This is a genomic window from Neoroseomonas terrae (assembly GCF_018129025.1).
GTDB lineage: Bacteria > Pseudomonadota > Alphaproteobacteria > Acetobacterales > Acetobacteraceae > Neoroseomonas > Neoroseomonas terrae.
Genome location: NZ_JAAEDI010000032.1, coordinates 43229 through 64431 on the forward strand (window position 1 = coordinate 43229; position 21203 = coordinate 64431).

Below are 21203 nucleotides of genomic sequence, written 5' to 3' on the forward strand. Positions count from 1 at the left end.
CGCGGCCCCGGCCGCGCGGCCAGAGTGGTTGCCCACCCGCCGGATTGCCGGCATCAAGCGACCGGTCGCGGCACAGGGAGACGGGGCGCGTGGTTCAGGCGCTGTTCATCCACCAGAACTTCCCGGGGCAGTATCGGCACCTCGCGCCGCTCATCTCCCGGCGCAAGGGCGCGCGCGTCATCGGCCTTGGTGAACGGGCCAACCAGTCGCCACCGGGCCCTACGCATGTGCGCTACGCCGCGCCCGAGAGTGCCGGCGAGAAGACCCATCGCTACCTCCGCCCGGTCGAATCCGCGGTGCGCCGCGGCCAGGCCGTCGCCCGCGCCCTGATCGGACTGAAGCAGAAGGGCTTCACCCCCGACATCATCTGCTGTCATCCCGGCTGGGGCGAAGGGCTTTATCTGCGCGACGTCTTCCCCGACGCGAAGCAGCTCCAGTACTGCGAATTCTACTATCAGGCCGTGGGTGGCGACGTCGGCTTCGACCCGTCGCAGGAAGTCACGCTGGACGAGATGGCGCGCGTGCGCACCCTGAACATGACGCAGACCCAGTCGCTCGAGGCGACGGATTGGGGGGTCTCGCCCACGCTCTGGCAGCGCAGCCGCTATCCGGACTTCATCCGCGCCAAGACCTCGGTCGTCCATGAAGGGGTGGATGCCAGCTTCGCCACGCCGAACGGCGCGGCGAACGTCAAGCTGCCGGACGGCTTCACCGCATCCAAGGAGGAGGAGGTCGTCACCTTCGTCTCCCGCAACCTCGAACCCTATCGCGGCTTCGATGTCTTCATGCGCGCCCTTCCCGAGATCCTGGCCCGGCGCCCCAAGGCCCATGCGGTGATCGTCGGCGGGGAGGAGCGCGGCTATGGCCGCCTGCCCGCGGGGGGCAAGTCATGGAAGGCCACGATGCTGGAGGAAGTCGGCGCGAAGCTCGACATGTCGCGCGTCCACTTCACCGGCCGCATCCCGCATGAAGGGCTTGTCGCGCTGTTCCGCCTGACGAAGGCGCATGTCTACTACACCTATCCCTTCGTCCTTTCCTGGTCGCTGGTCGAGGCGATGGGTTGCGAGGCGCTCATCATCGGTTCCGACACCCCGCCGCTCGCCGAGGTGGTGGAGCACGAGAAGAACGGCATCCTGCTGCCCTTCTTCGATCATGCCCGCATGGCCGACGCGGTGGTCGATGCGCTCGCGAACCCCGATCGCTACGCGCCGCTGCGCAAGGCCGCGCGCCGCACCATGCTGGAGCGCTTCGACCTGCACGCGCACTGCCTGCCGCTGCAGGTGAAGCTGTTCGACGCCATCCTGGAAGGCCGCCCCGGCACCAGCGCAATCCCTGACCGCGGAGCCGCGCCATGAGCTTCGTTCCCCTCGCCGAGATCCGTCGCGGCGGCATTCTGGAAAGCCTGCATTACGGCGTCGCCGTCGTCGCGGATGCAGAAGGCCGCATCCTGCAATCCTGGGGCGATCCGGCCTTCGCGACCTTTCCCCGGTCTTCGCTGAAGCCGTTCCAGGCGATACCGCTGGTCGAGACCGGTGCCGCGGACGCCGCCGGGCTGACGGAGGAACACCTGGCGCTCGCCTGCGCCTCCCACTCGGCCGAGGATTTCCAGGTCGCGCTGGTGCGCGGCTGGCTGGACCGCCTGGGCCTGACGGAATCGGCGCTGGTCTGCGGGCCGGACATGCCGCGCAGCCAGGCGGACCAGTCGGCGATCTGGCGTTCAGGCGGCGATCGTTCGCGCGTTTATCACAACTGTTCCGGCAAGCATTGCGGCTTCCTGACGCTGACGAAGCACCTCGGCGCGCCGGTCGCGACCTACAATGACCCGGCGCACCCCGCGCAACGCCTCTACATCGAGGCCTTCTCCGAACTGCTCGGCGAGGACGCGTCGTCGCTTCCGCGCGGCATCGACGGCTGCGGGCTGCCGGCCATCGCGCTGCCGATGCGGGCGATGGCCCGGGCCGCCGCGCGCTGGGCGGCGGCGAGGGTCGCGACGGACGCCCGCCGCACCGCCATCCGCCGCCTGCAATCGGCCATCCGCGCCTATCCCGACCACCTTTCCGGCCGGGATTCGGCCACCGGCAAGATCGTCCGCGCCACCCAGGGCCGCGTGCTGCTGAAGGGCGGTGCGGAGGGCTTCGTGGTGGGCTTCGTGCCCGACCAGGGCCTCGGCATCGCGGTGAAGTTCGCCGATGGCGCGTCGCGCGCAAAGATGGGGGTCTTCGCCGCGCTGCTCGGGCGGTTGGGGCTGGCCGATGCGGCGGAGAGCCTGGCGGATGAAGTGGAGGGCGACATCCGCGACAGCAACGGGAACACCGTTGGGGTGATCAAGGTGACGCTGCCCGCATAGTCGCGCTGTTGGAGAGGGGCTTTGCCCCTCTCCAAACCTCACCCCAGCAAAGGCCGAAGGGCCTTTGCAATCCTCACCTTGGTGCAGTGCGCCAAGCGCGCGGACGGCGCCAAACCCGTTTCTGTGCAACCACCTTGGTCGGACGGTCTGGTTTGCCTGCTGCGCCCGGCGCCAGCAGATTGCGGTCCAGGATGCCCAGCATCCTGGCGGGGTGGTTCGGAGGGGCGGAGCCCCTCCGATCTCCAACGGCGGAAGCAGGAAGGCGCTTAAGTCTTAGACAGCCGGGGCGCGAGGACAGGCAATGGACCTTGCCGGCGCAACTTCACCCCATAGCCGGCGCCGACCAAGCGATCCGGCCCACTTCCCCGCAGGCTGTGCACTCGGCCTTCCACGCCCCGTGTTCGGCCCCGCAGGCGCTGCACCGCCACACGGGCGCCCCAGGGGCGCTCGCTGCCCCGCGCAGCCAGCGCGCCTGCGCCGCTCGCGCGTCGGCGGTGTCCCCATGCTCGGCTTCTTCGAGTTCCGCCAGCATCAGGTATGCCCGGCGATCGGCGTGGCCGGCGGCGGTCAGGGCTTCCAGCTCCGCGCGCGCCCGGCCGGTCAGCCCGGCATCGAGGGCGACGCGTGCCATCAGCAGCCGGCTTTCCAGATGGTCGGGGTTGCGGTGGATCAGATCTTCCACCGCCTTCACGCGGGCCAGCGGCGCCGGTGTGCCGGCAATCCAGGCAGCGCCGATATCCGGGTGCGGTGCGGCGACCCAGGCCTGCTCCAGCGCCGCCCGCGCGCGGCGGGTGCTGCCGGCGGCCGAGAGCCGCTTCGCGTGGGCGATCGCGGCGGGCGCGAAGCCCGGGTCGGCGGTGAACGCCTGCTTCTCCAGCTCGGCGGCTCGCGCAGCATCGGTCTCCTGCTCGGCGGCGGCGAGGGCCAGGGCAGCCCGCGGCCCGCCGGGCGGTGAGAGCGCCAGCGCCTCGCGCCAGTCATGCGTGCGCAGGGCCAGCACCTGCCGTTCCTCGCGCAGCCAGGCCGCGCCCGGCTGGGCGGCCTCGGCCTCCTTGGCCAGCCGGTGGGCGGCTTCCCAGTCCTGCCGCTGCATGGCCTGGCGCAACAGGCCGCGCAGGCCGAGGAAACGGGCGTCCGGGCGCTCGGCCAGCGCCTTGAAGGCATCGGCCGCCATGTCCTCCCGCCCGGCGAGGCGGGCGGCCTCGGCGGCCAGCAGCAGGGTCTGCGGCGTGTCGCCTAGCAGGTGGCGGGCACGGCGCACCTCGATGCGCGCGGCTTCCGGCGTGCCGGCGGCGAGCGCCACCAGGGCGCGCGTGACGGCGGCATCGCCATCAGTGCGGCGGCGGTCCGCCCGCTGCGCCCGGCGCTGCGCCGGCACGCGGCCGAGCGCACGCAGGGCGGTGAAGACGCCATGCAGCAGCCCGAAGCCGATGACGAGTGCCAGCAGCGCGATCGGGAGGCCGACGCCGATCCACAATTCGCCGACCTGCACCTCGATGGTGCCGCCGGTTTCGGCCAGCCAGAAGGCGAGCGCGGTGACGGCCGCGAGCGCGACCAACACCCATAGGGCACGACGCATGCTGTCCCCCTCAGCCAGCGGCCAGCGTGGTCAGCGCGGCGCGTGCCGCGCCGAGCGCCCGGGCCTGTGCCACCCACTCGGCCATCGCGCCGCGCGCGGCCGGCGGCAGCCGGTCGATGCGGGCCACCGCGGCGTCGAGGTCGCCGGCCTCCAGGGCACGGCGGGCGCCTTCCAGCTCGGCGGCGGCGGCGTCACCCCAGACCACCTGCTCACCACGCCGGACCGTCACGAGGCCGGACAGGCGGGAGACGGCGGAATCCAGCACGCCCTGGCCCTCGCGGGCCGGCTCGCTCGCCGCCCGGGCAGCGCGCGCCGCGGCCTCGAAGGACAGGCGCAGATGGGATTCGGTCGGCGGCGCGACGGTGGCGAAGCGGGTCAGCGCTTCCGGCGCGGCGGGCAGGGCGGCGAGCGCCGGGCCGAGCGGCTGCCCCGCATCGAGCCGCAGCTGCAGCGCATCGAAGGCGGCGAGGCGGGTGGCGCGGGATTCGACCGCGGCGACACGGGCCTGCGCCTGCTCCAGCGCGGCAAGGCGAGCGGCCAGCGCCGATTCGGCGCTGCGCAGCCGGGATTCAAGCGCCGTGGTCGCTGTGGCGATGCGCTCGGCCTCGGCGCGTTCGGCGGCGGAAAGGCGTTCGTTCACGCCGTGCGCCAGTTCCTGCGTCCGGCGGATCGTGTCCGCATCGGCGGCCTGCTGGCGCGTCGCGACGGCGTCGAGCCGCTCGGACAGCCGGTCGGCACGGCTGGTCAGCCCCTCCACGGTTGCGCGTGGGGCGAAGGCGGCCGGGTCGGGCAGGGGCCGGGCCAGCGCTTCGCCGGCGCGGCTTTCGGCGGCGGCAATGCGGCCGGTCAGCCCCTCGATGCGGCCTTCGATCGGGCGCAGGTCCGCGGGTGCGGGGATGGCGGCGAGCCGCTGCTCGATGCCCGACAGGTCCGGCATCGGGCGCGCCTCCAGCGCGGCGATCCGCGCCTCGACCGGCCCGAGGTCGGCGGTACGGCGGCTCTCCACGGCGGCGAGGCGCCGCTCGATTGGCGCAAGATCAGGACCGCGGCGGGCTTCGAGCGCGGCGACCCGCGCCTGCAGTGCCGCAACGGTCTCCGCGGTCGGGTTCGGCGCCGGGGCGGGGCGGGGCGTTACCCACAGCCAGGCCGCCGCCAGCACCAGGACCAGGCAGCCGACCAGGAGCGGGACGGCAGCGGGGTCCAGATAGCGGCGGATCGGGGTAGTGGGCTTGTCGGTCATGCCGGTCCTCATGCTGCGAGCCGTGGCGACGGTTTGGCGGGTGTATAGCACCGCCTCGCCGGTTGGCTCCCCCGACGACCGGGTCAGTCCGGTGGCGGGCCGAGCAGGCCGGGCAGCAGCGCGGGGTCCGGGCGCCGGGTCGTCTCGATGCCGGCCCAGGGCAGCGCGGAGAGAGCATCGGCGATGCGTGGGCTGATAGCGAGGGCGCGAATGGAGCGGACGGCGCCGGCGAGGCCGCCACCACGCAGCAACGAGATCGTGATCGCCGCACCGCGGGGCGAGGTGAACAAGGCCGCGCGGACGCGGCCGGCGGCCAGTGCAGCGGCGGCGGCCGGCGGCAGCGCGGCGGCGGGAAGGGCTGCGTAGACGACGCGGCGCACGACGCGGAAGCCGCGTGCGCGCAGCGCGGTGGCCAGCCCGGTGCCGTAACCGCGGCCGACGGCGAGCAACAGCGGCCCGGCGCCCGGATCGAGCGTCGCGGCGGCGAGATCGGCCAGCGACGCCGCGTCGCCCTCGGCGGTGCGGACATTGGTGAAGCCGCGCGCGCGCGCCTCGGCCGCGGTGCCGTCGCCGACAGCCAGGACAGGCGTCGATTCAGGGTCCAGGGCGCGCGCCGCAGCGCGCGATGGCAGGAGGAGCGCCTGAGCCCGCGGCAGCCGCGCCGCGGGCGTGGCGTGCAGTTCCAGCGCCGGGGCCAGGATCGCATCCCAGCCCAACGCGGCGCAGGCGGCGGCGGTTTCGGCGGCGCCGGGCTCCGGCCGGGTGATCAGGACGCCCGTCAGGATGCCTGCGCCCGCCAAGCCGCGGCGATCTCGGCCCCGGCCGCGCTCCAGACCGCGCCGCGGGCCAGGATGGCATCCAGCAGCGCCCCGAAGGCGCGGATGCGGTGCGGCTGGCCCATCAGCCAGGGCGTCACGGACAGGGTCAGGATACGGCCGCTGCCGGTCGCCCGCGCCTCCGCATCGAGCGTCTGATGCGCCGCGAGGATGGCGGAGCAATAGTCCTCGGTCGCGAGGTTCTGTTGCATCAGCAGGCGCTGATCAGAGAGATCCTGCGACAGCGGCATGGCGGTCAGCGTCCCGGCCGTCGTCGCGAAGGGATAGGGCATGTCGTCGTTCGGCCAGCCGCTGGTCCAGGTGAAGCCGGCGCCGGCGACGAGGTCCGGCGTGCGGGCGGATTCCGAGTGGGCGGGCGAATGCCAGCCGGTCACGGCGTCCCCGAAGCGGCCGCGCAACAACGCCGTGGCCTCGGCGAACCGGCTGCGCTCCTCGGCCTCCGCGATGTCGCCGTGGTGCAGGTGGCCCATGTCGAGGCCGGCGCAGGCGGGTTCCCAGCCGGCGGCCTCGATCTCATCCATCAGCACGGGATACTCGCGGGCCAGCGTGGCGCTGATCAGGGCGGTGCCCTTCACGCCGCGGGCCGCCATGGCCTTCATCATGCGGTAGATGCCGATGCGATTGCCGTAGTCGCGCTGCGTGAAATCCCAATAGGACGGGTAGGGCCGCTCCATCCCGCCAGGGATCGCGAAGGGCTTCAGCCGCATGTCCATGGGGTAGTGCCCGACATGCACGGCGACCCACAGCGCGACGCGCGCCCCGCCCGGCCAGGCGATCGGCGCCGCGCGCGGCAGGGCGCGATAGGCGTAGCGGTCATGGTCCATCGCCCGTCTGCGGATGGGGTAATCCGTGTAGTCCGGGGGCAGGGTCATGGCGTGCCCTCCGCGATCCAGGCCTGGTGGTCGGCGAGGTGATGGTCGATGTAGTGGCGCGCTATCTCACGCCCCGTCGCCAGCCAAACCTTGTCGTGGCCAGTGATGTGGGCAAGGACCTGATCGAGCGCGGCGATGCGATGCGGCTGGCCGATCAGATAGGGGTGCAGCGGCATGCACATCACCGTGCCGGATTCGGCCCCTTCCTCATACAGCTGGTCGAACTGCGCCTTGCATATGGCGGCGTAGCGTTCCGCCGGGGTGTCGCGCGTGACGAACAGCGGCACGTCGTTGATCTCGAGCGAATAGGGGATGGAAACGAGCCGCCCGGCGCGGGTGTTCACCGGCGTCGGCTGATCGTCATGCGTCATGTCGAGCGTGTAGAGGATGCCTTCCTCCGCCAGCACATGCTGCGTCGTCTCGTCGTTCGAGATCGCGGGCGTGAGCCAGCCATCGAGGTTCTGGCCCGAGACGCGCCTGATGGTCTCGCGGCTGTCGCGAATGACCTCGCGCTGCATCGCCTCGTCCATCTCGTAGAAGTAGCGCGTGTTGTAGGTGCCGTGGCTGAACAGCTCCCAATCCAGTTCCAGGCAGCGCTCGATGATCTCGGGGTAGTGGTCGCAGACCGCGACGTTCAGCGAGACCGAGCCGCGCACCCCGTGCTTCGCCATGACGTCGGCCATGCGCCAGAAACCGGCACGGTTGCCGTAGTCGCGCCAAGCATAGTTCAGCACATCCGGCAGCGGTCGCGGCCAGGGCGTGCGGCGGGGGTTCGGCGGTGGGTTCAGCTCGTAATGCTCGATGTTCGGCGCCAGCCAGACGGCGATCTGCGCGCCGTTTGGCCAAGTGATCTTCGGCCGCCGTCGCCAGGGCATGTAGTCGTAGTGGCCGGGCGTCTTGAGCATCTGCTGTCCGTCTTGTCGCGTCGCGCATTAAAGGCCCATGTCGCATGGATTGGCAAAGCGACGCCGCCGGGGGCAGGCTGTGCACCACGGAGGAAAACGCACCCATGACCGACCTGACCATCCGCGAGGTCCGCACCACCCTGTTGCGCATGCCGTGGGCCGACGATCCTTGGCTCGCCGGCCACGCGCTGGGCGCGATGCGCGACCTCGTGGTGGTCGAGGTCGTCACGCAATCCGGCCTGACCGGCATGGGGTACCTTCATCTGCTGAACCTGCCGCTTCAGCGCACCATCGGCGCCTGCATCGCGGAGGCCATGGCGCCACGCATCGTCGGCCGCGATGCGACGGCGGTGGAGGCGATCTGGCGCGACCTCTGGCGCGCGACGCTGACCGGCGGGCGCGGGGGCGTCGCGATGATGGCGCAGTCGGCGATCGACATCGCGCTGTGGGACGTCGTGGGCAAGGCGGCCGGCCTGCCGCTGCATCGGCTCTGGGGGCATTTCCGAAGCGAGATCCCGATCTATGGCAGCGGCTGCTTCCGCGGCGCGCGCGGGGACGGGATGATCGCGAAGGCGCAGCACTACGTCTCGCAGGGCTACAAGGCCATCAAGATGCAGGTGGCGCATGTCGGCGACCTGCGGACGGATGCCGACAATGTCCGCCGCATGCGGGAGGCCGTCGGGCCGGACATCGACATAATGATCGACGTGAACATGGGCTGGTCCGCCGATGTCGCGATCACCATGGGCCGCAAGTTCGAGGAGCACGACATCTACTGGCTGGAGGAGCCGGTGCTCGCCGACGACTTCGCCGGATACCTGCGCTGCGCCGAGGCGCTCGACATGCGTGTAGTGGGCGGGGAGACGCATTTCGGCCGCGCGGACCTCAAGCCCTTCTTCGAGAATCCTCGTCTGCCGATCCTGCAGCCCGACCCGATGCGCGGTGGCCTGACCGAGCTACGTAAGATCGCGACCGTGGCCGAGACCTGGGGCATGACCATCGCGCCGCATCTGTTCCCCGAATTGAACGTCCATCTGCTGGCGTCGATCCCGAACGGCATCTGGGCCGAGCAGATGGGGCTGCTGGACGACGTGTTCGTCAGCCTGCCGAGGATCGCGAACGGCATGATCACCGCGCCTGAAACGCCGGGCCACGGTCTGACCTTCAGGCCGGAGGTGCTGAAGGACTTCGTGCTGAAATAGCCCCTCTGGACGGCGCGGGCGGCGGCGCCCGATCATCGGGACAAGCAACGCCGGAGCCGCCCATGCGCCTGACCCTGGAACCCCTGACCGCGGAGGGCTTCGCGCCCTTCGGCGAGGTTCTCACCGCGCTTGCCGAACCGGGGCGCGTCTATATCGAGGCGGCGCTGGCCAATCGACGTGAACACGCGAAGCCTAGCCTGTCCTTCAGCACGAAGCTGCCGGCGACCCTGCCGCTCAATTCGACGACGATGGAGCGGCATCGGCATTCGTCGCAGTCCTTCGTGCCGATGGATGCCGGACGGTGGCTGGTGCTCGTCGCGCCGAACGGTGCCGATGGCGGGCCGGAGATGGCGAAGGCGCGTGCCTTCCTCGCGCGGCCGGATCAGGGCGTGACCTACGGCGCCGATGTCTGGCACCATCCCTCGACCGTCTTCGACCAGACCGCGCGCTTCGCCATCGTCATGTGGAAGGATGGCGGCAGCGAGGATGACGAGTTCATCCAGGTCGCCCCCTTCATCGTCACCGAAGCCTGAGCGGAGCCGAGCCCGATGTCCTATGAGGTGCAGCGCGATTTCATCGGCTACGGTGCCAACCCGCCCGATCCGCAATGGCCCGGCGACGCCAAGGTCGCCGTGAACTTCGTGATGAACTACGAGGAAGGATCCGAACCCTCCTTCGAACTCGGCGACGGCCGTACGGAAGCGGGGCTGACCGAGGCCCACCCCGCCAGCCAGGTGAAGTCCGGCCGCGACCTCGCCGCCGAGGGGATGTTCGAATACGGATCCCGCGTCGGCGTCTGGCGCCTGATGCGGCTGTTCCAGGAACGCGGCCTGCCGATGACGGTGTTCGGCTGCGCGATGGCGCTGGAACGCAACCCGGGGGCCGCGGCCGCCATCCGCGCCGCGGGCTACGATATCTGTTCCCATGGCTGGCGCTGGGTGAAGCATTTCGAGCTGACCAAGGCCGAGGAGCGCGAGCACATCGCGAAGGCCGTGCAGAGCCTGGCCAAGACGTTCGGTGAGCCGCCCGCCGGCTGGTACTGCCGCTACGGACCCTCGGTGAACACGCGCCGACTGGTCGTTGAGCACGGCGGCTTCCTCTACGACAGCGATTATTATGGAGAGGAACTGCCGTTCTGGGTGCAGGTGGAGAACAAGCCGCACCTCGTCGTGCCGTATTCCCTGGTCAACAATGACGGGAAGTATGCCGGCTGGCTGGGCACGTCGGACGACTGGTTCTCCTTCGTCCGCGATGCCTTCGACATGCTCTACGACGAAGGCTGCAAGGGGCGCCCGAAGATGATGTCGGTCGGTCTTCACATGCGGCTCATCGGCCATCCGGCGCGGGCAATGGGGCTGCAGCGCCTGCTCGACCACATCGGCCGACGGCGCGACGTGTGGATAACGCGACGCGTAGACATCGCGCGGCACTGGATGGCGGTGCATCCCATCGGCGCTGAGCGGTCACGAGATCCGGGCTGACGCTGCGGCTCCCAAATCGTTAACAAGTGTTTAACAGCCCGGTCATAGTTCTGTGAGGGAGGCAATCCGGCAGGCGCCCTAATCGGCGCTGGAACATCCTTGCCGGAGGCAGCCATGTCGGGGACGCAGCTTAACGCTACCCACCACTTCACCGTCGCTCACACGGCGACCAACGGCTCGGCCGCGCGGGATGCGGAGGTGGCGGCCTTCGACGCCGCCACCGGCCTGCTGTTCGTCATCGGGCCCGACGGCGTCGACGCCATCGACCCGGCCACCGGAACGATCGTCCAGAGCCTGTCGACCGCCGCCTACGGCAACGTGAACAGCGTCGCCGCGAAGAACGGCATCGTCGCCCTTGCGATCGAATCCGAGCCCAAGACCGACCCGGGCAAGGTGATCGTGATCGACGTCGTGCGCGACGCCAATGGCGGCGCGGTGCTGACGCCGCGGGAGTTCGACGGCGCGTCCTTCCTGACCGTCGGCGCGCAGCCCGACCAGATCGGCTTCACCCCGGACGGCACGAAGCTGCTGACGGCGAATGAGGGCGAGCCGAACTCCTACGGTCTGTCCGACAGCGTCGATCCGAACGGCTCGGTCAGCATCATCGACCTCGCTACCGGCAGCGTCACCACTGCCGACTTCACGGCCTTCAACAGCCAGATCGACGCGCTGCGCGAGGCCGGGGTGCGCCTCTTCGGTCCGGGCGCGACGGCCGCGCAGGACCTGGAGCCCGAATACATCACGGTCGATCCGAACGACCCGACCAAGGCCTATGTCACGTTGCAGGAGGCGAACGCGCTCGGCGTGCTCGACCTCTCGACCGGCAGCTTCGTTGACATCCTCCCGCTCGGCCTGAAGAACCACGGGCTGCCGGGCAACGAGATCTCGGCCAACGATCAGGACAATGCCTTCGCCCCGGGGCTCTATGACAACGTCTACGGCATGTACATGCCGGACGGGATCACGGCGGTGGATTTCGGCGGCACCACCTACCTGATCACCGCGAATGAGGGCGACGCCCGTGCCGACTGGCCGGGCTTCAGCGAGGAAGCACGTATCTCCGATCTCGCCGCCCAGCTCGACCCGACGGCCTTCCCGGACCTGAACGGGAACGGCACGCCCGACATCGTCGAATCGATCGGCCGCCTGACCGTCAGCGTCGCGACCGGCGATACGGATGGCGACGGCGACTACGACCAGCTCCATGCCTTCGGCGGCCGCTCCTTCAGCGTGTGGGGCACGGATGGCGAACTGGTCTTCGACAGCGGCAACATGCTCGATGAGCTGATCGCGACGCTGTACCCGAACAGCTATGACGAGAACCGCGACGACAACAAGGGCGTCGAGCCCGAGAGCGTCACCTTCGGCCAGGTCGGCGGCGACTTCTTCGTCTTTGTCGCGCTGGAGCGCGCTGACGGCATCGCCACCTTCCGCATGGATGCGCCGGACGACTTCACCTTCACCGGCTTCCTGACCACCCCGGGCGATGACGCCCCCGAAGTCATCACCTTCATCCCGGCCGAGGACTCGCCGACCGGTGAGGCGATGATCGTCGCCCCGAACGAGGACAGCGCGACCACCACGGCCTACACGCTGAACACGACCTTCAAGCTGCAGCTGCTGCACTTCTCGGATGCCGAATCGGGCCTGCTCGCCTCCACCACCGCGCCGAACCTCGCCGCGCTGGTCGAAGCCTTCGAAGGCCAGTTCGCCAACACGCTGGTGCTCTCCGGCGGCGACAACTACATCCCCGGCCCCTTCTTCGCGGCCGGCACCGACCCGACGGTCGCCGCAACGCACACGCGCGGCGACAACCCCGGCGCGGCGGATATCGAGATCCTGAACCGCATCGGCGTCGACGCTTCGGCGGTCGGCAACCATGAATTCGACCTCGGCACGCGCACCTTCAACGACGCCGTGCTGGACGCGAACTTCCCCTATATCACCGCCAACCTCGACTTCTCGGGCGATGCCGACATCCGCGGCCGCTACCTCGAAACGGTGGGCACGGGCGGGCTCGAGGAAGCCTCGACGCTGGCCGGCCGCATCGTTCCCTCCGCGGTCGTGACCCAGGGCAATGAGAAGATCGGCATCGTCGGCCTGACGACGCAGATCCTGGAGGCCATCTCCTCGACCGGCGGCGTCGAGGTGAAGGGCTTCCCCGGCGACGGTAGCGAGACGAACGATGTCGCGCAACTCGCCGCGCTGCTCCAGATCGTGATCGACGACCTGCGCGATCAGGGCGTGAACAAGATCATCCTCACCTCCCACCTCCAGCAGCTCGAGCTCGAGGAAGCGCTGGCGCCGCTGCTGTCGGGGGTGGACATCATCCTCGCCGCCGGCTCGCACACCCGCATGGGCGATGCGAATGACGAGGCGGCCAACTTCCCCGGCCATTCGGCGGATTTCGCCCGTGACTACCCGATCGTGACCCAGGGTGCGGATGGTGCGACCACGCTGATCGTCAGCACGGATAACGAGTTCACCTACCTTGGGCGGCTCGTGGTCGAGTTCGACGCGAATGGCGAGATCATCGCCGACAGCCTGGACGGCGCGATCAACGGTGCCTACGCGACGACCGACCAGAACGTCGCCGACGCCTGGGGCGTGGATGTCGACGATCTCGACACCACCGCCTTCGCCGACGGCACCAAGGGCGCGGAGGTGAAGGAGATCACCGACGCCGTGCAGGCGGTGATCGAGGCGAAGGACGGCGAGATCTGGGGCTACACCGACGTCTACCTGGAAGGTGAGCGCAACCAGGTCCGCAACGGGGAGACCAACCTCGGCAACCTGACCGCCGATGCCAACATCGCCGCGGCGCGGGATGCCTTCGCGGCCGATACGATCATCGTCTCGCTGAAGAACGGCGGCGGCATCCGTACCGCCATCGGCACGGTGGACCCGGCGACCGGCGAGAAGCTGCCGACCGCCGCCAACCCGGCCGCCGACAAGCCCGAGGGCGCGATCTCGACGCTCGATATCGAGAACTCGCTCCGCTTCAACAACACGCTGATGGTGTTCGACACCACGGCGGCGGGCCTCAAGGCGATGCTCGAGCACGGTGTCGCCTCGCTCGGCAACCAGGGCCGCTACCCGCAGATCGGCGGCTTCGCGGTTTCCTACGATCCCGACGCCCCGGCCGGTTCGCGCGTGGTCAGCATCGCCGCCATCGATGGGGACGGGAAGGTGATCGCCCGGCTGATCGAGAACGGCGTGGTCAGCGCCGACGCCCCGGCGACGATCAGCATGGTCACGCTCGGCTACCTCGCCAATGGCGGCGACGGCTTCCCGATGAAGGCGAACGGCGAGAACTTCCGCTACCTGCTGGCCGATGGCAGCGTTTCCGCGGCGGCGAATGAAGCGCTCGACTTCACTCTCGAGGCGACGATGCAGACCGTGGGCGTCACGACGTCCGAGCTGCTCGGCGAACAGCAGGCCTTCCAGGAGTATCTGCGGGAGAATTACGCGACGCCGCAGGCTGCCTACGGCACCGCGGATACGCCTGCGACGGGCGACGAGCGCATGCAGGACCTCAATGTCCGCACCGACGACACGGTGCTGGACGGCACGGTGCTGTCCGGCCGCAGCACCGCCGACTCGCTCACCGGCGGCGTCGGTGACGACCTGCTGTCTGGCGGCGGCGGCAACGATACGATCGTCGGTGGCATCGGCAACGACACGCTGTCCGGCGGCAGCAACCATGACAGCATCGTGGGCGGCAACGGCAACGACAGCATTGCCGGTGACGGCGGCAACGACACGCTGCTGGGCGGTGAGGGGGACGACACGCTGATGGGCGGTCTCGCCAAGGATTGGCTCGACGGCGGCGCCGGCGATGACAGCCTTGAGGGCGGCGATGGCTCCGATACGTTGCTTGGCGGCGCAGGCAACGATGTGCTGCGCGGCGGCGACCTGGATGACAGCCTGGTGGGCGGCGAGGGCGACGACACGCTCGATGGCGGCACCGCCGGCGATACCCTCCGGGGCGAGGCCGGCAACGACCTGCTCGATGGCGGCCACGGCCGTGACCTCCTGTTCGGGGGCGCGGGCAACGACACGCTGCACGGCGGCGTCGACCACGACACGTTGGACGGCGGCGCGGATGACGACCTGCTGCTTGGCGGCAACGGCAATGACAGCCTGCTCGGCGGCGACGGCAACGACACGCTGGACGGTGACACGGGCAACGACACGCTGATCGGCGGCGCGGGCGCGGACAGCCTCTCCGGCGGCGCGAATGCCGACCTGCTGCAGGGCGGCGCCGGCAATGATACGCTCGACGGCGGCCAGCAGAACGACGTGCTGCTCGGTGGCGAGGGGGACGACGTGCTGACCGGCGGCGGCGGTGCGGATGTCTTCGTCTTCGGTGCCAATACCGGCTCGGACATCATCACCGACCTCTATCGCTTCGACATCATCCGGATCGAGGATGGCCTGACCGTCGACGACCAGAGCCTCGCCGATGTCGGTGGCGGCCAGGCCCAGGACCTGGTGCTGACGCTGAGCGACGGCGGCACCATCACATTGCTGGACGTGCAGGCGATCCCGACCGGGGTACTGACCTTCGCCTGATCCCTGCGGTTACGCTCAGGACCGACGGAGCCGGAGGGGCAACCCCCTCCGGCTCTTTTCTTGTTCCGCCGGCCCTGCATGGCCGCCCGCCCTCCGGCACAGTGGCAAGCCGGCCCGGCGCCTGCCATCCTTGCCGGCGGGAGAGAAGCCGCCATGTCCGATCGGCCGCCGTCGTGACTGACCCTGTGCTTGATTCGCGCAGTGCCTGGCTGCGGCTTGCCGCCATCATCGTGATCTGCGCCATCGGCAGCGTTCCGATGTGGTCCGTCGTCGTCGTCCTGCCGGCCGTTCAGGCGGAATTCGGCACCGCCCGCGCCGGTGCCTCGCTGCCCTACACGATGACGATGGTCGGCTTCGTCATCGGCGGCGTGCTGATGGGCCGTCTCGCCGACCGGTTCGGGGTGCGGGCGCCGGTGCTCATGGGTGCGGTGTCGATTGGGCTCGGCGGCGTGGTGGCGGCGATGGCGCCGAACCTGATCGTCTTCGGCCTCGCCTATGGCGCGCTGCTCGGCTGCTTCGGCGCGGCGGCGGTGTTCGGGCCGCTGATCGCCGACGCCTCGCTGTGGTTCGTCCGGCGGCGCGGCATTGCCGTCGCGCTCGCGGCGTCGGGCAACTACGTCGCCGGCACGGTCTGGCCGCCGCTGCTGCAGTGGGGCGTGGACACGATCGGCTGGCGCGGCACGCATCTGGCGATGGGCGCCTTCTGCGTCGCGACGATGGTGCCGTTGGCCGCGCTGGCGCTGCGGCGACGTGCGCCGCTGCCGCCGCCAAGGCCCGCGGGGCTCGCGCCGCTACCGCCGGCGCGCCCCCTCGGCCTGTCCCCGAACGTGCTGCAGGCGGCAATCGGCGCGGCCGGCATTGCCTGCTGCGTCGCGATGGCCATGCCGCAGGTCCATATCGTCGCCTACTGCGTCGATCTTGGCTACGGCGCGCAGCGTGGCGCCGAGATGCTGTCGGTCATGCTCGCCGCCGGCATTGTCTCTCGCCTCGCCTTCGGTGCGGTGATGGACCGCATCGGCGGGCTGCGGACGCTGGTCCTGGGCTCCGCGTTGCAGGGCATCGCGCTGTTCCTGTTCCTGCCGGCGGACGGAATGGTCGCGCTCTACGTCGTCAGCGCGGTGTTCGGCCTGTTCCAGGGCGGGATCGTACCGTCCTATGCGATGATCGTGCGGGAGAACTTCCCGCCGGAGCAGGCGGGCACGCGGGTCGGCATCGCGCTGTCGTCCACGCTGGTCGGCATGGCGCTCGGAGGCTGGATGGCGGGCGCGATCTTCGACGCGACCGGGTCATATCAGGCGGCGATGTGGAACGGCATCGCCTGGAACCTGGTCAACCTGTCGATCGCGCTGTGGCTGCTGATGCGGGCGCGGCGGTGGGCGGTGGCGCGGGGCGTGGCGGCGGCGTGATCGCTGAGGGCCGGGCTCCTCTCCAACGGTCGCCGCTTCACCCCGGCGGCTCCAGCCCCTTCCGCCGCAGCGCGGCCGGTGTGCACAGCGCCGCCACCGCCTCCAGCAGCGCCGCCCCGTTCGCCGCCCCGGTGAATGTCGCGCCGGAGAATACCGCGACGGTCTGCGCCCCTTCCGGCAGCGGGCCGACCACCTCGATCCCCTCCACCTCCATCAGCTCGCTGATCTGCTGGAACGCGATCACCGCCTCCCCTGTCACGAGCTTCGCCGCGGTGAAGCCCTGCGGGATGATGACCGCCTTATCATTCACCGCCGCGGCGATGCCCAGGCGCTCGATCAGCCCCGCGAAGAAGATGCCGCTGGCGCCGGCCCGCGAATAGCAAAGCGATGGTACCGCCAGCAGCAGCCGGCGCAGCGCGTCCACGCTGCCGATGTCGGGATGCGGGCTCCCGGCCTTCACCGCCAAGCCGACGCGGGAATGCGCGAGCGGTCGCAAGGTCGGCCCGTCCAGCACGCCCTCGGCGGACAGCGCGGCCACGGCCTCCGCCGTCAGGATCGCGGCATCCGCACGCTCGCCGCCGCGGATGCGCGCCTCGAGTGCCATGGTGGGCGCGAGCTCGACCTCGACCCGCGCGCCCAGCGTCGCCTCCAGTGTCGGCGTGGCCTCGCGCAGCAACCCGGCAAGGGCGAGGGTGGACATCAATCGCGGCATCGCTTCCTCCGTCGGCGCCAGGGTGGCGGCAAGCCGGGCCGGCGTCCATCGCTTGACCGCGCCGCCCTGCGGGCGCGAGGTGGCGACGACGTCTCATATCGCAGGCCACCCCCCATGACGCTCCGCTTCGCCGAGATCAGCGCTGCCCGCCCCGACAAGGACAGCCTCGCCGCGCAACACGCGGCGATCGATGCGCGGCTCGATGCCGGCGACCGGCCGGGGGCGCTGGCGCTGTGGGACACGGCGCGGCGCGACTACGACACCTGGTCGTCCCTCGTGCATCTGCGCTTCGCCCAGGACACCACGGACAAGGACGCCGTCGCCGCGCGGGAATACGCCGACGCTCTGGCGCCCGAGGCCGCGACGCGTGAGACGAAGCTGAAGGAGCGCCTTCTGGCCGAGGCCGACCGACCGGGGCTGGCGGCGTTGGCCGGCGCCCATGCCGTCTCCCTGTGGGAGACGGACATCACCACCTTCGACCCGGCCATCGCCGCCGAGACCGAGGAGGAAAGCCGCCTCTCCGCGCGCTACACCGCGCTGCTCGCCGGGGCGAAGGTGACGGTGCGCGGCCAGGAGGTGAACCTGTCAGGCCTCGCGCCCTTCGCGGAGGACCCGGACCGCGCCATCCGCCATGAGGCCGAGACGGCGCGCTGGTTCTTCTTCGCCGAGAACGGGGAGGAGCTCGATTCCATCTACGACCAGCTCGTCGGCCTGCGCACCGCCATGGCGCGCAAGCTGGGCGACGATACCTTCACGCCGCTCGCCTATCGCCGCATGCGCCGCCTGGACTATGGCCCCGCCGACGTCGCGCGGTATCGCGAGGCGGTGGCCCGGCACGTCACGCCGTTGGTCGGGCGCATCCTCGAGACCCGGCGCGCCACCCATGGCTGGGACCGCCTCCGGTACTGGGATGAGGCGCTGATCGACCCCGCCGGCAATCCGAAGCCCGCCGGCGACCACGACATGCTGGTGGGCGCGGCGCAGCAGATGTTCGCGCGCATGGATCCGCGCCTGGCGGACTTCTACGCGATGATGCGGGAGGGCGGTTTCCTCGACCTGAAGAACCGGCCGGGCAAGGCCGGGGGTGGCTTCTGCACCTCCTTCCCCAGCGTCGGCGCGCCTTTCATCTTCGCCAACTTCAACGGCACGCATCACGACATCGGCGTCTTCACCCATGAGATGGGGCACGCCTTCCAGTGCTGGGAAAGCCGGCACCAGCCCGGCGTGGACTATCTCTGGCCGACCATGGAGGCGGCGGAGATCCACTCCATGGGCCTCGAATACCTGACGCACCCGCATATGGGGCTGCTGGTGGGCGATGCGGCGGCAGACCGCTACCGCGCCATGCACCTGATCTCGGCGCTGGCCTTTCTGCCCTACGGCGTCTGCGTCGATCACTTCCAGCACGAGGTCTATGCGAACCCCGGGGCGACGCCGGCGGAACGCCACGCGATGTGGCAGCGGCTGGAGCGGCTCTACATGCCGTGGACGGACTACGGGGATCTCGCCTACCCGGCGAAGGGGGGCCGCTGGCAGGCGAAGCCGCACATCTACAACTCTCCATTCTATTACATCGACTACACCTTGGCGCTGTGCGTCGCGCTCCAGTTCTGGGTGTGGTCGCGGCGGGACTCTGCAGCGGCGCTCGATGCCTATGTTGCGCTATGCGCGCGCGGGGGATCCATGCCATTCCAGGCATTGGTGGCATCGGCGGGCCTCACATCCCCCTTCGCGGCGGGCGCGCTGGAGGCGGCCGTCGCCGAAGCCGCGGCGGTCCTCGGATTGTAACCGGGGGCGGCATCATGCGGGGCCGGCGGCCCTGCATTGTTGCGGCGCATCAGATTCGCTATTGCGAGTCAGTCGCATAAACATATAGTCCGCCCGACTTGGTTGCACCCCGGGGGTAATGAACGATGTCGTCCCGTCTTCTGGCGCTCGCATTGCGCGCGCCGACGACCGGTATCGTCGGTTTTGGTCTGCTGACGTCCTTCGGCCGGAAGGCCGCCGCGCAGGGCGCTGCGCCTGCTGTCGCGCCGGAGGCGCCCGCCACCGTTCCGCCGGCCGCCACCCCCGATCCCGCCGCGCCACCCGCCGCCTCGGCGCCCGCCCCCACCCCCGGTGCTGCGACGCCCGTGACGCCTCCGGAAGGCGCGGCGTCTGTGGCACCTGTCGATGGGCCGGCCCCTGTCACTCAGCCCCCCGCGGCGCCCGTCGAAGGTGCCGCGCCGGCCGCGCAGACCCCCGCGCTGCCGGCGGACGGCCTCTCGCCGGCCATGCCCGCCCCGGAGGCTGTCACCGACGGCGCGGTCAGCGCAGGCCAGGGCATCGCGCCCATCGTCGATGGGCTGGCGCCCGCCGCGCAGGGCCTGGCCCCGGCCGTTCCGCCGCCCACCGGCGCTTCCGTCGAGGCGGTGGCCCACGCGGCTGACCACTCCCTGCTCGGCCTGGTCGTCCAGGCCGGCCCGGTGGTGCAGGGCGTCATGGGCGCGCTGGTGCTCGCCTCGATCATCTGCTGGGCGATCATGATCGAGAAGGGAATCCTGCTCGGCCGCCTGCAGCGTGAGGTGAAGGCGCTCGCCAATACCGGCGATCCGGCCGCCGCGACCGGCGAGGGCCTCGCCGCCCGCATCCAGCGCGCCGCCGCCCGCGAATGGGCCGAGGGCCGCGAGCACGACGAAAGCCGCGGCGAGTACCGCGAACGCATCGAACGCGCGATGCGGGAGACGCTGTCGGGTGCGCTGCGCCGCGCCCAGCATGGCACCGCCTTCCTCGCCACCACCGGCGCCATCGGCCCCTTCGTCGGATTGTTCGGCACGGTCTGGGGTATCATGGGCTCGTTCCAGGGCATCGCGCAGTCGCGCGACACCTCGCTTGCCGTCGTCGCCCCGGGCATCGCCGAGGCGCTGCTGGCGACGGCGATCGGCCTGTTCGCCGCCATTCCGGCCGTGATCGGCTACAACCGCATCGCCCGCCGCGTCGCCGGCCTGCGCGCCGACGCGCTGGCGGCCATCGGCGCCACGGGCGCGCGGCTGTCCGGCCGGCCGCCGCGCGGCGGCAACCTCGCCCGCGCGGCGGAGTAGCGTCATGGCCGTCTCCCTCGGCAATGACAGCGGCGACGACGACGACGCCGCCCCGATGTCCGAGATCAACGTCACGCCGTTCGTGGACGTGATGCTGGTCCTCCTCATCATCTTCATGGTCGCTGCGCCCATGATGACGGCCGGCGTACCGGTGGACCTGCCACGCAGCGCCGCCCCTCGCGTCGCCAACCCCTCCCCGCCCGTCGTGCTGACCGTCACGCGGGAAGGCGCGATCCATATCGGCGACGAGCGCATCGACGAATCGCAGCTTTCCGCGCGGCTGGCCGCGCTGAAGGCGGAGAAGCCGGACCTCGCCGTGCATGTCCGCGGCGACCGTTCGGTGTCGTACGGGGAGGTGCTGCGCATCATGGGCCGCGTGACGGCCGCCGGCATCCCGCGCGTGTCCCTGATTGCGGAGGCGGAGCCCAGCGGGGCCCCTCGCTGAGCGATGGCGATGCCCAACAGGAAGACGGGCGAGCCGCTGCCGGCCGACGCGTCGCCCGAACCCGATGCGGGGCGGGTGCGCGCGATCGCCTATGGCGGCGCGGCCGTGTTCCATGGCGTCCTCGCCGCCCTGCTCCTCTTCGTCATCGTCCCCGCCGCGGCGCCGCCGCCGCCGCAGGAAGTGCCGCTGATCATCGCGATGGCCGAACCGGTCATCGAGGAATCGCCCGCCCCGGAGCCGATGCCGGAGGAGCCGGCGACGCCCGAGCCGCCGCCGCCCGAGGAGGCCCCGCCACCCGAGCCGGAGCCTCCTCCGCCGGAGCCGGAGCCGCCGCCACCCGAACCGGAGCCCCCACCGCCCGAGCCCCCGCCGCCGGAGCCGCCCCCACCGGAACCTCCGCCACCGGAACCGGTGCAGGAGGAGCCGCCGCCTGAGCCGACTCCGGAACCGCCCCCGCCCGAGCCCTCGATCGACCCGCTGCCCGAGCCGCCGCCGCCACCACCGGCGGAGCCGCCGCCGCCCG

16 protein-coding genes and 1 pseudogene are annotated in these 21203 nt (G+C 70.8%); 11 read left to right on the forward strand and 6 right to left on the reverse strand.

Annotation, left to right across the window (positions count from 1 at the left end; all coding sequences use genetic code 11):
- Positions 1 to 89 precede the first annotated feature (89 nt).
- A complete protein-coding gene (locus GXW78_RS23825) occupies positions 90 to 1355 on the forward strand; it encodes a glycosyltransferase family 4 protein (RefSeq protein ID WP_211871409.1) in 1266 nt (421 codons plus the stop codon).
- A complete protein-coding gene (locus GXW78_RS23830) occupies positions 1352 to 2347 on the forward strand; it encodes an asparaginase (protein ID WP_211871410.1) in 996 nt (331 codons plus the stop codon). The genes GXW78_RS23825 and GXW78_RS23830 overlap by 4 nt, the downstream gene beginning before the upstream one ends.
- Positions 2348 to 2669: 322 nt before the next feature.
- On the opposite strand, the gene GXW78_RS23835 is transcribed toward GXW78_RS23830, so the two are convergent.
- The 5 genes from GXW78_RS23835 to GXW78_RS23855 form a co-directional block, all read right to left on the reverse strand.
- Positions 2670 to 3926, reverse strand: coding sequence for a heme biosynthesis HemY N-terminal domain-containing protein (locus GXW78_RS23835; protein WP_211871411.1), 1257 nt, complete (start codon positions 3924 to 3926; stop codon positions 2670 to 2672).
- A 10-nt stretch (positions 3927 to 3936) separates the two neighbouring features.
- Positions 3937 to 5166: a hypothetical protein gene (locus GXW78_RS23840; RefSeq protein ID WP_211871412.1), complete on the reverse strand. Its 1230-nt coding sequence runs from the start codon at positions 5164 to 5166 to the stop codon at positions 3937 to 3939.
- 83 nt (positions 5167 to 5249) lie between these two features.
- On the reverse strand, positions 5250 to 5966 hold the full coding sequence (locus GXW78_RS23845) for a uroporphyrinogen-III synthase (RefSeq protein WP_211871413.1): 717 nt from the start codon (positions 5964 to 5966) through the stop codon (positions 5250 to 5252).
- Positions 5945 to 6874 carry a polysaccharide deacetylase family protein gene (locus GXW78_RS23850; RefSeq protein WP_211871414.1) on the reverse strand — a complete coding sequence of 310 codons (930 nt, stop codon included), beginning with the start codon at positions 6872 to 6874 and terminating at the stop codon, positions 5945 to 5947. Before GXW78_RS23850 ends, GXW78_RS23845 begins: the two co-directional genes overlap by 22 nt.
- Positions 6871 to 7779, reverse strand: a complete 909-nt coding sequence (locus GXW78_RS23855; RefSeq protein ID WP_211871415.1) for a polysaccharide deacetylase family protein — start codon at positions 7777 to 7779, stop codon at positions 6871 to 6873. Before GXW78_RS23855 ends, GXW78_RS23850 begins: the two co-directional genes overlap by 4 nt.
- Positions 7780 to 7883: 104 nt before the next feature.
- Between GXW78_RS23855 and GXW78_RS23860 the strand changes: the two genes are divergently transcribed.
- The 5 genes from GXW78_RS23860 to GXW78_RS23880 all read left to right on the forward strand — a co-directional run bounded on the left by GXW78_RS23860 (position 7884) and on the right by GXW78_RS23880 (position 16443).
- A complete protein-coding gene (locus GXW78_RS23860) occupies positions 7884 to 8981 on the forward strand; it encodes a mandelate racemase/muconate lactonizing enzyme family protein (RefSeq protein ID WP_211871416.1) in 1098 nt (365 codons plus the stop codon).
- Between the two features lie 62 nt (positions 8982 to 9043).
- Positions 9044 to 9514, forward strand: coding sequence for an ureidoglycolate lyase (locus GXW78_RS23865; protein WP_211871417.1), 471 nt, complete (start codon positions 9044 to 9046; stop codon positions 9512 to 9514).
- 15 nt (positions 9515 to 9529) lie between these two features.
- Positions 9530 to 10462 (forward strand): polysaccharide deacetylase family protein, encoded by a 933-nt coding sequence (locus GXW78_RS23870; protein WP_211871418.1) that lies wholly within the window; start codon positions 9530 to 9532, stop codon positions 10460 to 10462.
- Positions 10463 to 10576: 114 nt separating this feature from the next.
- Positions 10577 to 15037, forward strand: coding sequence for a choice-of-anchor I family protein (locus GXW78_RS23875; RefSeq protein ID WP_211871419.1), 4461 nt, complete (start codon positions 10577 to 10579; stop codon positions 15035 to 15037).
- Positions 15038 to 15210: 173 nt separating this feature from the next.
- Positions 15211 to 16443 carry an MFS transporter gene (locus GXW78_RS23880; RefSeq protein WP_338147833.1) on the forward strand — a complete coding sequence of 411 codons (1233 nt, stop codon included), beginning with the start codon at positions 15211 to 15213 and terminating at the stop codon, positions 16441 to 16443.
- A 37-nt stretch (positions 16444 to 16480) separates the two neighbouring features.
- Here the strand turns inward: GXW78_RS23880 and GXW78_RS23885 are convergent, their stop codons facing one another.
- Entirely contained in the window at positions 16481 to 17155 is a 675-nt protein-coding gene (locus tag GXW78_RS23885) for a substrate-binding domain-containing protein (protein WP_211871420.1), read from the reverse strand.
- 114 nt (positions 17156 to 17269) lie between these two features.
- Between GXW78_RS23885 and GXW78_RS23890 the strand changes: the two genes are divergently transcribed.
- The 4 genes and pseudogenes from GXW78_RS23890 to GXW78_RS23905 form a co-directional block, all read left to right on the forward strand.
- Positions 17270 to 18943, forward strand: coding sequence for a M3 family oligoendopeptidase (locus GXW78_RS23890; RefSeq protein WP_211871421.1), 1674 nt, complete (start codon positions 17270 to 17272; stop codon positions 18941 to 18943).
- Positions 18944 to 19068: 125 nt separating this feature from the next.
- A complete protein-coding gene (locus tag GXW78_RS28370) occupies positions 19069 to 20235 on the forward strand; it encodes a MotA/TolQ/ExbB proton channel family protein (protein WP_272876898.1) in 1167 nt (388 codons plus the stop codon).
- A 4-nt stretch (positions 20236 to 20239) separates the two neighbouring features.
- The gene (locus tag GXW78_RS23900; protein ID WP_211871422.1) at positions 20240 to 20680 is read left to right on the forward strand and encodes an ExbD/TolR family protein; all 441 of its coding nucleotides are present in this window, start codon (positions 20240 to 20242) and stop codon (positions 20678 to 20680) included.
- A 9-nt stretch (positions 20681 to 20689) separates the two neighbouring features.
- Positions 20690 to 21203 (forward strand): annotated as a pseudogene (locus tag GXW78_RS23905) (hypothetical protein); the annotation flags it as partial.